Below are 13,094 nucleotides of genomic sequence, written 5' to 3'. Positions count from 1 at the left end.
TCACCGCGCGGCGTGCTGCGCGGCCAGCCGGACCGGCGCGTTCCGGGCGCCGTAGCCGCGGTAGCCGCCGTCGCGCTGGACGAGTTCGAAGAAGACGCGGCCGACGGTGTGGGTGTAGCAGTGCCGGAACTCGCCGTGCGCGTCCCGGTCGTAGAGGATGCTCAGCTCTCGGTACGTCTCCAGCTCCCCGTCGGCGAACGCGTACCGGGCGGCCAGGTCGTCGTGGTAGTTCGCGGGCAGTGACAGCAGTCGGCCGCCGGCGGCAAGGAACGCGCGGGCCGTCGCGACCACGTCGTCGGTGGCGAGCGCGATGTGCTGGGCGCGGGCGCCGTCGTCGGTGGGAGCGGGGCCGACGCCGAGGGCGATGCGGACGCTGCCGTCGGCGTTGCTGACGGCGCGGCTGCGGTGCAGTCCGTAGGGGTCGGCGACGTCGACGCTCTCCTGGGCGTGCAGTCCGAGCACGCTGCGGTGGAAGAGGACCGCCTCGTCGAACTCGTGCCAGGGCTGGGTGAGGGCCAGGTGGTCGATGCGGGTGACTCCGTGGGGGGTGGCGTCCTGGTGCGGGACGTCCACGAAGTCGGCGCGCCAGTCGGGGAGTTCGGGCTCGCCTTCAGCGGCCACGGGGTCCGTGGCGACGAAGAAGAGTTCCGTGCCGTCGGGGGCGGCCACCGCGTCGAGGGGCGCGTCCCCGGGGGCGCGGCGGCGCGGCAGTACGGGGGCGAGGAGGGACTCGGCGCGGCGGGCCGCTCCGGCGGGATCCGGGGACTCCAGGCCGACGGCGGCGAGAGAGGTGCCGTGGCGCCGGGCGGCCGGGCCCGTGTTGACGAGGACGCGGGCCTCGCCCTGCTGCCACAGGTCCACGGGCTTGCTGCGGTGGCGGGCCGTCCGGGCGAAGCCGAGCGCGCCGAGGAGCGCGGAGGCGGGTTCGGCGTCGGCGGTGACGAGTTCGACGAAGGCCGCCCCCGTGGGGACGACGGGTGCGGGCAGCGCGGCCAGGCCGGCCGCCTCCTTCAGGACGAGGAGGGAGCGGTGCGCGTCGACGGCGGTGGGACCCGCCTCGGCCTGCCGGAACACGTCGTTGAAGACCTCCAGGGACAGCGGCCCCCGGTATCCGGCGGCGATGACGTGCCGCAGCAGGCCGGTGACGTCGAGGCCGCCCTGACCGGGGAAGCAGCGGTAGTGGCGGCTCCACTGCAGGACGTCCATCGCCATGAGCGGGGCGTCGGCGAGTTGCAGGAAAAAGATCTTCTCGCCGGGGATGTCCGCGAGGCCTTCGAGGTCCTTGGGGTCGGAGCCGCGGGCGAGGATGTGGAAGCTGTCCAGGCAGGTGCCGAGCGCCGGATGGCCGGCCGCCTCGACGATGCGCCAGGCGTGGTCGTACGTGTTCACGTGCCGCCCCCACGCCAGCGCCTCGTATGCGACGCGGATACCGAAGTCCTGGGCGAGCTGGGCCAGTTGGCTCAGCTGGGCGGCGGCGAGCGCGTCATCGTCCTCGGCGAGCGGGGAGACGCTGGAGCAGACGAGGACGGTGTCGGCGCCGAGGCGGCTCATCAGCTCGAACTTGTGGCGGGCGCGCCGCAGGTTGCGGGCGAACTCCTCGGGCGGCACGGCCTCGATGTCGCGCATCGGCTGGTAGAGGTCGATGCTCAGGCCCAGGTCGGCGCAGCGGGCGCGGATGTCCTCGGGGGTGAGGGGGCTGGCGAGCAGGTCGTTCTCGAAGATCTCGACGCCGTCGAATCCCGCCCGGGAGGCGGCCGTGAGCTTCTCGGTGAGCGATCCGCTGAGCGAGACGGTGGCGATGGAGGTACGCATGGACGGTGCTCCTTCAGGGCTTGGGATCCGGTAACGCGCCCGAGGGGCCGCGGGGCGGCGCTCAGTTGCGGATACGCGCAACGCCGGTCAACTCGGTGATGTCCGCCAGCATCCGGGCGGTGTCCGGCTCCCGGCCGGTGAAGAGGCGGAACGCGTCCGCGGCCTGGAACACCGCCATCCCGCCCCCGTCCAGAACGGCGCAGCGGGCCGCTCGGGCGGTGCGCAACAGCTCCGTCTCCAGCGGCCGGTAGACCACTTCGGCGACCCACAACCCCGGCCGCAGCAGCTCCGCCGGAAACGGCAGGCCGGGGTGGGCGGCCATCCCGGTGGGTGTCGCGTGGACGACGCCGTCGGCGCCGGCCAGCAGCCGGGGCAGGGCGTCGGGGGTCGCGGCGGCCGCGCGGCCGGTGCCGAAGTGCCGGTTCAGGGAGGCGGCGAGGTCGGCGGACCGGTCGGGCATCGCGTCGACGACGGTGATGTGCCCGGCGCCGAGGGTGAGCGTGGCGTGGGCGACGGCCGCGCCCGCGCCTCCGGCGCCCAGTTGCACCACGTGCTCCAGCGGGACGTCGGGCAGGCCGCGGGCGAAGGAGGCCGCGAAGCCGGTGACGTCCGTGTTGTGGCCGATGGAGCGGCCGTCCTCGAAGACGACGGTGTTGACCGCGCCGAGCGCCTCGGCCCCCGGGGACAGCGCGTCCAGGTGCTCGATGACGAGCTGCTTGCACGGGTGCGTGATGTTCAGCCCGTCGAAGCCCAGGTCGCGGGCGGCCCGTACGAGGTCGCCCACCGACTCGGGTCCGGTACGGAGGGTGTCGATGTCGATCAGGCGGTAGATGTAGCGCAGGCCCTGCCGGTCGGCCTCGCGTTCGTGCAGTGCGGGGCTGAGCGAGGGCCCGATGCCCGACCCGATGAGACCGACGAGGTACGAGTCCTGGGGCACGGCGGGGCCTCCTGCGGGGGGCTTACTGAGCGACTAATGTACGAACTGGTTCGTTAGTCATATCAGGCCCCGGACTTTCTGGGAACCACCTGCTTCTAGAATCACGGGCACTGGAAGCCCTTCATCGCGGACACTGGACCTCGACCGCCGGGGGCCGCCCCGACCGAAGGACGCCGAGAAATCCGAGGAATCCGATGACCACTGTCGACGAGCCGGCCCGTTCCGGCGGGCGGCTGCGCGACGCGGCCCGCACGAGGGCCGAGATCCTCGACGTGGCGACCGCGGAGTTCGCCCGCGCGGGGTACGCCGGGGCGCGCGTCGACGAGATCGCGGCCCGCACCCGCACCACGAAGCGGATGATCTACTACTACTTCGGCGGCAAGGAGCAGCTGTTCACGGCCGTTCTGGAGCGTGCGTACTCGGTGATCCGGCAGGCCGAGCAGGAGCTGGACGTCGAGCACCTGGACCCGGTCGCGGCCATCCGCCGACTGGCCGAGCTGACCTTCGACCACCACGAGGCGCACCCCGACTTCATCCGCCTGGTGAGCATCGAGAACATCCACGAGGCGGAACACATCGCCGCCTCCGAGGAGCTGGGCCGCATCGGCTCCCCCGCACTGGAGGTCATCCGCCGCATCCTGGCGTCGGGCCGGAAGGCGGGCCTGTTCACCGCGGACGTGGACGCCGTGGACCTGCACGCGATGATCAGCTCGTTCTGCTTCTTCCGCGTCGCCAACCGGCACACGTTCGGCGCCCTCTTCGGCCGCGATCTGGTCGCCGCCGACCAACGCGAGCACTACCGGACCATGCTCGGTGACATGGTCATCGCCTATCTGACGGCGGACCGCGCCTCGGACTGAGCCGCTCCACGACGGGCCTGGCCCCTGCGCGACCGCGCGCCCCGGCCCGCCGCGAACGCCCTTCGACGCGACCTCTTGACACCCCGGACACCTGAGCGCAACATCACTGCCCAACCACTACTAACTATCCAGTGGGTTAATTAGCCGGGGCAGCAGGTGACGTCGCAGCCCCCGGCGCGGCCGGCCCTTCACCCCGGGGATCCGGCACTTCTCCCCTCCGCTCGCTCCGCCTACGGTGGAGCCCCCTCGAAGGAGCACGCCGTGTCGTCTGCCCCCGCCGCACCCCTCGACGCGCCGCCCGGCCAGCCCAGGAAAGCCGCGACGGCCGCGTGGATCGGCAGCGCCCTGGAGTACTACGACTTCTTCATCTACGGCAGCGCCGCCGCCCTGATCTTCCCCGAGGTCTTCTTCGACGAGTCCGACCCGGCCACGGCGACCCTGCTGTCGCTGGCCACGTTCGGTGTCGCGTACGCGGCACGGCCGATCGGCGCGCTCTTCCTCGGGCACTTCGGGGACCGGCTCGGCCGCAAGAAGATCATGGTCTTCACGCTGATCCTGATGGGGCTGTCGACGTTCCTCATCGGCTGTCTGCCGACCCGGGACCAGATCGGCACGCTCGCGCCCGTCCTCCTCGTGGTCTGCCGTGTCCTCCAGGGCATCTCGGCGGCGGGCGAGCAGGCCAGCGCCAACTCGATGACCCTGGAACACGCACCACCGAACCGCCGGGGCTTCTTCACCAGCTTCACCCTCAGCGGCACCCAGGGCGGGCAGTTGCTCGCCACCCTGGTCTTCATCCCGGTCGCCGCGCTCCCGGAGGAGCAGTTGCTGTCCTGGGGCTGGCGGATCCCGTTCTGGCTGAGCATCGCGGTCGCCGTCGTCGGCTACGTCATCCGGCGCACTCTGGAGGAGACCCCGGCCTTCACCCAGCAGGTCGAGTCCGAGGGCGTGGCCAAACTGCCGCTCGCCGAACTGCTGCGCTCGCACTGGGCGGACGTACTGCGGGTCATCGCGGGCGCGCTGGTCGCGTCGGTCTCCACGATCTTCACGGTGTGGGCGCTGGCGTACGGCACGAGCGACTCGGTGGGGCTGTCCCGCTCGTCGATGCTGTGGGTGGGCGCGCTCGCCAACCTCGTCGCGCTCGGCGCGATCCCGGCGTGGGCCGTCCTGTCCGACCGTATCGGCCGGCGCCCGGTGTTCCTGGTCGGCTCCGCCGGCAGCGCGATCCTGATGTTCGTCTACCTGTGGGCGATCTCCACCGGCTCGTACCCGCTGGTCCTGCTCCTCGGCGTCCTGACCTTCGGCGTGGTGTACTCGGCCGCGAACGGCATCTGGCCCTCCTTCTACGGCGAGATGTTCTCCACCCGCGTCCGCCTCTCCGGCATGGCCATCGGCACGCAGATCGGTTTCGCGGTGGCCGGGTTCGCCGTGACGTTCGCCGCGCAGATCGCCGGCCCGAACGGTGACGACTGGTCCGCCGTGGCCCTCTTCACCGCCGCCCTGTGCGTCCCGCCGGTCCTCGCCACCCTCACCGCCCGCGAGACCCACAAGGTCCCGACGGAACTCCTCGGCGAGCGCGCACCGCGCGAGAACGCGGGCCGGGAGACGATCGCGGCCTGAGCGCCCGACGGACGCAACCTCCGGGGGGCGAGGGGGACTTGGGTACGGTCCGCAGCGCCCGGGTGAACACGGGTGAACAATCGCACCCCTGGGTTGAACATTCCTGACCAGGGCTGTGCACGGGGCCCGCCGGTCCCGATCATGGGGAGTCGCCACCCCCCGCTCCCCTACCGGAGGACCGTCGTGCCCCGTTGGAGATCCGCCCTGGCGACCCTGTCGGCCGCGTGCGTGGGCGCCGCCACCCTGCTCCTCGCCCCGCCCGCCCACGCCGCCCCCAGTGACACCGACCTCGCCTACCGCTGGGCGCCCCTGCACTACCAGGACACCTCGTCGGCGTACTACACCGCCGACTACCTGGCGCCGGTGAACTACGACGGCGACTGGAACACCCTCAACAACTGGGAGAACCTCGACGCCAACGCCTCACGGCTGACCGGCACCGTGTACTACTCGGTGGCCGAGACCCGGACGCACTGGTACATCACCTACGGCTTCTTCCACCCACGGGACTGGAAGGACTACCCGCTGAACCTCTTCTCGCACGAGAACGACATGGAGGGCCAGGTGGAAGTCATCCGCAAGGACGGCAGTGAGTACGGCACCCTCCAGGCCGTCGTGACGCTCGCGCACGACAACTTCTACTCGTACACGCCGCCCGGCAGCCCCTTCACCGACGGCCGCGAGAACATCGACGGCACCCTGGTCATGCGGAACCACGACGGTGCGGCGCACCCGACGAGCTTCCAGGAAGCGCGCGGTCACGGTGCCTACGCCTGGAACGGTGCCGACTTCCCCGGCGGCGACGGCATCGTCTACAAGCCGAGCCGCGCTGGGGGCTCGGTCCCGGCCGGCGGCAACGACCGCGACGCGCGCTACGGACTCACCGACCTCACCGCCGCCGACAGCCTCTGGGGCCGTCGCACCAACACGGAGACGTACGCCACGTGGGGCGCGTTCCGCGGCGACAACGGCAAGGACAACGCGGCGCACGCTCCCTGGGCCTGGGACGACACGAACGACGGCAGTGACCTCCAGGCGGGCGTGATCGCGACCGATCCCGCGTATCTGGTCTCCCAGTACTTCGGCAACACGGGCGATCTGAGTCTGACCTACCTGCGCAATCCGTACCGCGTCTGAGCGTTCCAAAGACCCCACGTTCCGGGCGGCCGGTCCGACGGCCGCCCGGGACACGGGCGGACGGCGGGGGCTCCGGCGGCTGCACCTAGCTGACCTGCTGCAACGTCCAGTAGTGCGGCTCGATGGAGGCCTGCCTCACCACGAGTCGACCGGCTGCGTCGGAACTGTCCACCAGCCTCCCCCACGAGCCGGACCGGTCGCCGGGGGTGTGTTCGATGTCGGCCCACACCACGCTGCCGGGCCCGGCGGAGCCGTAGGAGACGGTCCACTCGGTGTACTTGTCAGCGCAGTTGTTGCCGACCATCACGGTGTGCTCCGTCGTCACCCTCAGGCAGGTGCGCGGGTTCGAGCCGGCCCCGGAGACCTCCATCGTTCCGTTGGGGCGTTGCCGTACCTGCCAGTTCGCCGAGGTGGACGCGTTGTCCGTGCAGGCGCCCAGCGTCACCGGGCCGGTACTCACGTTCGCCTTGGGCCAGACCAGGCACGTGCCGTCCTTGAGAGCCGCGAACCGGTAGACCCCGTCGACGAGCGGGGCGGCGTGGGCGGGTTGCGCGAGGGCCGCAGTGGCCGCGACCGCGGCGGCCATGACGGCGATGACGCGTGAACGCATGGGATGGACTCCTCGGACAGCCGTGGTCGAGCCGATCGCACGGCACAGACGTGGGGCACCGATCCTGGGACACCGGGCGCGCCCGGTAGCAGCGTGCGGTGGCCGCTGTCACTCGCCCGGCTGAGGCGCATCACCCCATGGCATGGCGGCACACGTGCCGGATCGGTGCCTAACGCCTGGGCACCCCGTACGCCCGCTCCACCCGCAGCCGCAGGACGAGCCGGCGGTCCCGGACCATCGCCGCTCGGTAGTCGTCCCAGTCGGGGTGCTCACCGCTGACGTCGCGGTAGAGCCGGATCAGCTCCTCGACCGTTTCGTCGTACGGGTCCTCGGCGACCGGGGTCAGGTCGGCCGTGCCCTCGACGACCGTGTACGCCCATCTGTCGTCGCTGGTCACGTGGTACGACACCCGTGGGTCCCGGCGCATGTTGCGGGTCTTGGCGCGGGAGTCCGTGATCGAGACGCGCACCGTCCGCTCGTCGGGGGAGTACGCGTGGCTGACATTCGAGAGCTGGGGGCGGCCGTCGGCCTTGAGGGTCACCAGCACTCCGCCGTTGTACTGGGAGAGCAGCCCGAGCAGTGCGTTCTGCGCGTCCCGCGCGGCGTCGGGCACTCCGTCGGCTTCCTTCGCATCCTGGTTCATGTCCTGACCAACGGCCGAACGTCCGCGGGGATTCCACGTATTCCTCGATCGACGTATTCCTTGATCGACGCCGACGTCCACCTGGTGCTCCAGGCTGCCGGACCGGGAACCCCGAACACGGTTGACTCACCGCCCGTGAGAGAGCATGAGGAGGAAGGACGTTCGTGAGCCCTGGCCCGGGCCGCACCGGAGGTGAATCATGGGACCACTGCGACAAGAGGTGGAGCCGGGATCGGTTGGCCTCGACCCGAAGTCCCTGGCCCGGCTGGACGAGCGCTTCGCCCACCTGGTCGACGACGGCCGGCTGCCCGGCTACCTGGTCTCCGTCGCCCGGCACGGCCGTGTCGCGCACCTCACGACGTACGGCCATCGGGACCGCGCGGCCGGACTCCCCGTGGAGACCGACACCATCTGGCGGATCTACTCGATGACCAAACCGGTCACCTCGGTGGCCGCGCTGATCCTGGTGGAGGAGGGCCGCCTCGCCCTCGACGACCCGGTGTCCCGGTACATCCCGGCCTTCGCCGAGCCCCGGGTGTACGTGTCGGGCTCCGGCAGCGAGACCGTGACCCGCCCCGCACAGGGGCCGATCCTGATCCGCCATCTCATGACCCACACCTCGGGCCTGACGTTCGGCTTCTACCACGCCCACCCGGTCGACGCGCTCTACCGCGACGCGGGCCTGGAGAACTCCGTCCCCTCGGGCGCCGACCTGGCCCGCACGTGCGACGTGTACGCGAGCCTGCCGTTGCAGTTCGAGCCGGGCACGCAGTGGAACTACTCGGTCGCCTCGAACGTCCTCGGCCGGGTCATCGAGGTGGTCTCGGGCCTGCCCCTCGACGCGTTCTTCGCCGAGCGGATCTTCGGCCCGCTGGGCATGACGGACGCGGGTTTCCGCGTAACCCCCGAACAGGCCCCGAGGCTGGCGGAGTTGTACGGCGAGACCGACGACGGCGGCATCACCCCGATCCCCGGCCTCCCGCTGCACGGCCGCCCGCGCTTCCTGTCCGGCAGCGGGGGCATGGCCGCCACGGCCCGTGACTACCACCGCTTCATGGAGTTCCTGCGCCGCCGTGGCGAACTCGACGGCACCCGCCTGCTCTCCCCGGAATCCGTCGGCACGATGGCCGCCAACCACCTCCCCGGCAACGCCGACCTGCACTCCTTCGGCAGTGCACCCCACCGGCTGCCCGGTAACACGGGCGTCGGTTTCGGCCTGGGCGTATCGGTCGTCATCGACCCCGAGGTCACCGAAACCCCGTCGTCCCGGGGCACGTTCGGCTGGAGCGGTGTGGCCACCACGACCTTCTGGGTCGACCCGGCGCGGGACCTGACGGTCCAGTTCATGACCCAGGTGCGGCCCACCTCCTCCAACGCGGTGTTCCCCGAGCTGCGGCGGCTGGTGCACGAGGCGGTGGTGGGCTGAGCCACGTGCGACCGCTCGGTGACGGGTGGGACGCGCGGTGCGCTCGGGCAATACGCTGGGCCCGCACGGATCGGCGGCGGCGCGGAAAGGGAGCCAGTGGACAACCTCGGGCGCGGGGACGGCGGGCGGACGGTTCACAACACGGTGTCGGGGGACGCCGTGATACACGGCCCTGTCGTCCAGGCCTCGATGATCAACTCCCTTCATGTCGCGACCAGCGAGCGACGCCCCGTGCCTCGGCAACTTCCGCCGCGCATCGGACTGTTCGTCAACCGGGCCCGGGAACTCACCGAACTGACCCACGCCATGGAGTCCTCCCGGCTGATCTCGCTCAGCGGTCTCGGCGGTGTCGGCAAGACGCAGCTGGTGCCGCAGTGGATCGCGGGCCTGGACGGCGACCCATTCCCCGACGGGCACCTGTACGCCGATCTGACGGACGGACGCCGTGACGGTTCCGTGGACGTCGCCGCCGTGCTCCGGGACTTCCTGGTCGCCCTGGGCGAGGACAACGACCGGCTGCCGGCCACGCTCAACGGCCTGTCCCGCGCGTTCCGCTCGGTGACCGCCGGACTGCGGCTGCTGGTGGTCGTGGACAACGTGCAGCACGCCCCGGAAGTACGGCCGCTCGTCCCGGGCGGCGGGCACCTGCTGGTCCTCAGCCGCCGTCGGCTGCCCTCGCTGGAGATCGACGGGGCGACCTGTGTCACGGTCGACCCCCTGGACGAGCAGGCGGGGGTGGAACTGATCCGCCACTGGCGTCACACGGCCACCCGGGAGGCGGCCACCCGTCTGAGCCGGCTGTGCGGCGGCTCCCCGCTGGCCCTGCGGGCGGCCGGACGGCAGTTGCTGGAGCGGTCCCATGTACCCCTGGAGGATGTGGTGCGCGAACTCGGCGGCGACAGCGACTGGCTGCGGGGCGGCGAGGACGAGGAGTCGGCCTGGGGCGTCTTCGACCGGGTCCTGGCCGGATTCCCGGACCACACCCGGGCGTTGTACCTGCTGCTCGGCTCGCTGCCCGGTACGACGTTCACCGCGGCCGTGGCCCGGGCCACGGGCGCCGAGCGGTTCGACGAGGCCCTCGGCGATCTCCTCGCGACCCATCTGGCGGTGGCGCACCGGCCCACCGCCGGACGGGAACCGGACCGCTTCCGGCTCCATGACGTCGTACGGGCCCACGCACGCGCCCACGCGGAGTCCGCCGTGCCGGAGGAGCGCCGCGCCTCAGCGCTGCGTCAACTCGTCGAACACTACGTGGAGTTCACCTCCCACGCCGACCGGCTCGTCCTGGGCGGCCGGCGGCGGCTGCAGCCCGCACCGTCCGGTGACACCCCGTTCGCCGACGCGGCCGAGGCGCTGGCCTGGCTGGACGCGGAGCGCGCCAACCTCCTGGAGGTGCTGCGGGCCGCCGCGGCCCACGACTGGCACGACCCGGTGTGGCAGCTGTGCGAATCGCTGTGGGCGCTGTACCACAGCCGCCAGTACTACACGGACTGGATCGAGTCCCATCGGCTCGGTGTCACCGCCGCGCAGTGGGCACCCGTACCCCGCCCCGACGTCGAGATCCGTCTGCGCAACCAACTCGCACGCGCCCACATGGGCCTGGACGAGGACGGCGAGGCGCGTGCGGAGCTCGACCGCGCGGAGGAACTGTTCGGCCTGGTCGCCGAGGGGTGGCTGCACGGCGTGATCTGGGAGACGCAGGGCCTGCTCAGCATGAAGCAGGGCGACGCGGAGGCCGCCGTCGACCTGTTCACCCGGGCGCTGCGGGCCAACGAGGGCGACCGGCACGGCATCGCCGTGCAGAGCTACAACCTCGCGCAGGCCCTGGTGGCCGCCGGGCGTCCCCGGCGGGCCGTCGACCTCCTCGACTCCGTCCTCGCGGGCATCCCCGAGGACGACGCCATGCGGATGCGGATCGGCATCGTCCTGGGCCGGGCCCACCAGGCGCTCGGGGCGTACGACCGGGCGCTGGAGCTCGCCATCGACGCGGCGGTGCGGGCGCACGGCCGGAAGCAGTACGCCAAGCTGAACCAGGCCCTCCTCCTCACCGCCGAACTGGCGGACCAGGTCCACGACTCCCCTCTGCGGCAGGCCTGCCTCGACAAGCTCGCCGAGCTGGGGAGCGTGGCGGGCGGCGCGGCTCCCGACGAGCCGAAGCCCTGAGAGCGGCGGTGCCGCGCGCCGTCGGCCCGGCACCGGTTCAGTACGATCACTACGTTCCCCGTACCGCGCATTACCCGCGTTTGTCCGCATTCGCCCCACGGTCCGCCCCGAGCCCGCCGGAGAATCACCGTGCACCTGCTCCCCCGCATCGCCAAGCGGCGTACCGCGTCGGAGCGTTGGCACACCTGGCCGGAGCCCAGGGCCCGGGTGCTGGGCATCGTCCGCACGCTGACGTCGGCGACCCGGCTGCTGGACGTGTTCGCGCTGCTGCGGCCCGAGGACGGCATCGAGGTCGCGTACACGGTCAATCCCGGCTCGGTGTTCGCCGCGGGCCTGGAGGAGTACCTGGCCGGTCTGCACACCCGTGTCCTGCCGTGGCGGGAGGCCGTGCGGCAGCCGTTCGAGCTGGCCGTGGCGTGCACGGTGAACGCGTCGATGCGCCGGGTACGGGCGCCGCTGCTGGTACTGCCGCACGGCGCCGGCTACAACCGGCTGGTGCGGGAGACGACCGGTGACGCGGTGTCACCCGCGGGGCTGTCCCGCAAGGAACTCATGCACCGCGGCCGGGTCGTGCCCACCGCGATCGGTGTGTCGCACGAGGAGCAGATCGAGCGGCTGGCCCGGAGCTGCCCGCCCGCCGTGCCGCGTGCCCTGGTCGTCGGCGACCCCTGCTTCGACCGGATCCGCGCCAGCCTGCCGCTGCGCGATGTCTACCGCGAGCGGCTGGGCGTGGGCGGCCGCCGTCTCGTGGTGCTGCACTCGACGTGGAGCGAGCAGTCGCTGCTGGGCCGCTGGCCCGATCTGCCGCTGCGCCTGGTCACCGAACTGCCCGCCGACGAGTTCGCCGTGGCCGCCGTCCTGCACCCCAACGTGTGGGCGTGGCACACCCCGATGGGGGTGTACCAGCGGCTCGCGCGGGCCGTCGACGCCGGGCTGATGGTGGTTCCGCCGCAGGAGGGCTGGCGGGCCACCGTCATCGCCGGGGACTGGGTGATCGGCGACCACGGCAGCACATCGTTCTACTCGGCGGCCCTGAAACGGGTCGTCCTCCTCGCGGCCACGGGACTCGACGAGTTGGACCCGGCCTCGCCCGCCGCCGCGTTCGGGCGTACGGCTCCGCGACTCGACCCTCGCGGCGATCTGTACGAGCAGCTGCGGCGAGCCTCGGACGAGTACGCCCCGGACCGGCTGCGCGAGATCGTCGACCGGCAGCTCGGCGCCCGCGGCCGGTCGGGGGAGATCCTCCAGCGATGGATCTACGAGCGGCTCGGCCTGACCCCACCGCCGCGTCCTGTCGTCGCGGAGCCGGTCCCCGCTCCCGCTCTCCCGCACCGGGCCACGCCGTCCACGTACGACGTGACGGGCGGCCCGCTCCCCGACGGCACCGTGGAGGTGCTGCGCCGGCCGGTGGTCGCAGGGCTCGGCCCGCGGGAGGCGCGCGGCTTCTACGCGATCAGCGACCGCGAGACCCATGTGCTGCACCCCAAGAGCGCGGAGGTCATGGCGCGCACGGTCCTCGACGCGGAGCTGCCGCCGGCCGAGTGGGTGCGCCGCACCGCCGAGCGGCTCCCCCACCTGAACGTCGTGGTGGCGCCGCTGGCCGAGGACCGCTGTCTGGTCCGGCTGCGCGGCGGCATCCTGCTGGAGGCGCACGCCCGCCGCCCGTGGGGAACCCCGCGCCCCCGCCTCGACGCGCTCCTCCTCGGCTCGGCCCTCAACCTCTGGTGGCTCGCCAAGCCGTCGCGGGACCCGGCCGCGGACGCCGTCGCCTCCGGGATGCGGGTCCGTACCGGTGAGCGGGTGCTGGAGGTGGCGTTCACGGCCGGGGAGAACTAGGTGTTCTGTCCACGGAGGTTGGGGACGGGTGACGGCGATCACTGACGTGTGAT

10 protein-coding genes are annotated in these 13,094 nt (G+C 72.1%); 6 read left to right on the top strand and 4 right to left on the bottom strand.

Features of this window, described 5'->3' with window-relative positions; all coding sequences use genetic code 11:
- Both IE262_RS15090 and IE262_RS15085 read right to left on the bottom strand, forming a co-directional pair.
- Positions 1-1,812 (bottom strand): bifunctional sugar phosphate isomerase/epimerase/4-hydroxyphenylpyruvate dioxygenase family protein, encoded by a 1,812-nt coding sequence (locus IE262_RS15090; protein WP_189874111.1) that lies wholly within the window; start codon positions 1,810-1,812, stop codon positions 1-3.
- A gap of 61 nt (positions 1,813-1,873) precedes the next feature.
- The gene (locus IE262_RS15085) at positions 1,874-2,749 is read right to left on the bottom strand and encodes a shikimate dehydrogenase (protein ID WP_134039746.1); all 876 of its coding nucleotides are present in this window, start codon (positions 2,747-2,749) and stop codon (positions 1,874-1,876) included.
- 194 nt (positions 2,750-2,943) lie between these two features.
- Here IE262_RS15085 and IE262_RS15080 point away from each other — a divergent pair, with 194 nt between their 5' ends.
- The 3 genes from IE262_RS15080 (at position 2,944) to IE262_RS15070 (ending at position 6,363) form a co-directional block, all read left to right on the top strand.
- Positions 2,944-3,609 carry a TetR/AcrR family transcriptional regulator gene (locus tag IE262_RS15080; RefSeq protein ID WP_134039745.1) on the top strand — a complete coding sequence of 222 codons (666 nt, stop codon included), beginning with the start codon at positions 2,944-2,946 and terminating at the stop codon, positions 3,607-3,609.
- Positions 3,610-3,870: 261 nt separating this feature from the next.
- A complete protein-coding gene (locus IE262_RS15075; RefSeq protein ID WP_189874108.1) occupies positions 3,871-5,226 on the top strand; it encodes an MFS transporter in 1,356 nt (451 codons plus the stop codon).
- Positions 5,227-5,409: 183 nt separating this feature from the next.
- Entirely contained in the window at positions 5,410-6,363 is a 954-nt protein-coding gene (locus tag IE262_RS15070; protein WP_229877270.1) for a hypothetical protein, read from the top strand.
- A gap of 85 nt (positions 6,364-6,448) precedes the next feature.
- Here IE262_RS15070 and IE262_RS15065 read toward each other — a convergent pair whose 3' ends face one another.
- Positions 6,449-6,973 carry a hypothetical protein gene (locus IE262_RS15065; RefSeq protein WP_189874106.1) on the bottom strand — a complete coding sequence of 175 codons (525 nt, stop codon included), beginning with the start codon at positions 6,971-6,973 and terminating at the stop codon, positions 6,449-6,451.
- 169 nt (positions 6,974-7,142) lie between these two features.
- Entirely contained in the window at positions 7,143-7,616 is a 474-nt protein-coding gene (locus IE262_RS15060) for a PPOX class F420-dependent oxidoreductase (protein ID WP_134039742.1), read from the bottom strand.
- 199 nt (positions 7,617-7,815) lie between these two features.
- On the opposite strand from IE262_RS15060, the gene IE262_RS15055 reads away from it, so the two are divergent.
- The 3 genes from IE262_RS15055 to IE262_RS15045 all read left to right on the top strand — a co-directional run bounded on the left by IE262_RS15055 (position 7,816) and on the right by IE262_RS15045 (position 13,041).
- On the top strand, positions 7,816-9,042 hold the full coding sequence (locus IE262_RS15055) for a serine hydrolase domain-containing protein (RefSeq protein WP_189874104.1): 1,227 nt from the start codon (positions 7,816-7,818) through the stop codon (positions 9,040-9,042).
- Between the two features lie 231 nt (positions 9,043-9,273).
- Complete coding sequence (locus IE262_RS15050) at positions 9,274-11,205, top strand: tetratricopeptide repeat protein (RefSeq protein WP_229877269.1); 1,932 nt, start codon at positions 9,274-9,276, stop codon at positions 11,203-11,205.
- Between the two features lie 129 nt (positions 11,206-11,334).
- Positions 11,335-13,041: a hypothetical protein gene (locus IE262_RS15045; RefSeq protein WP_189874100.1), complete on the top strand. Its 1,707-nt coding sequence runs from the start codon at positions 11,335-11,337 to the stop codon at positions 13,039-13,041.
- Positions 13,042-13,094 lie beyond the last annotated feature (53 nt).

Origin of the sequence: Streptomyces bluensis, from assembly GCF_014650715.1 — a bacterium.
In the GTDB taxonomy this organism is placed as follows: Bacteria; Actinomycetota; Actinomycetes; order Streptomycetales; family Streptomycetaceae; genus Streptomyces; species Streptomyces bluensis.
The sequence above is the reverse complement of the archived record's forward strand: the minus strand, read 5'-3'. Positions and strand labels throughout refer to the sequence as shown.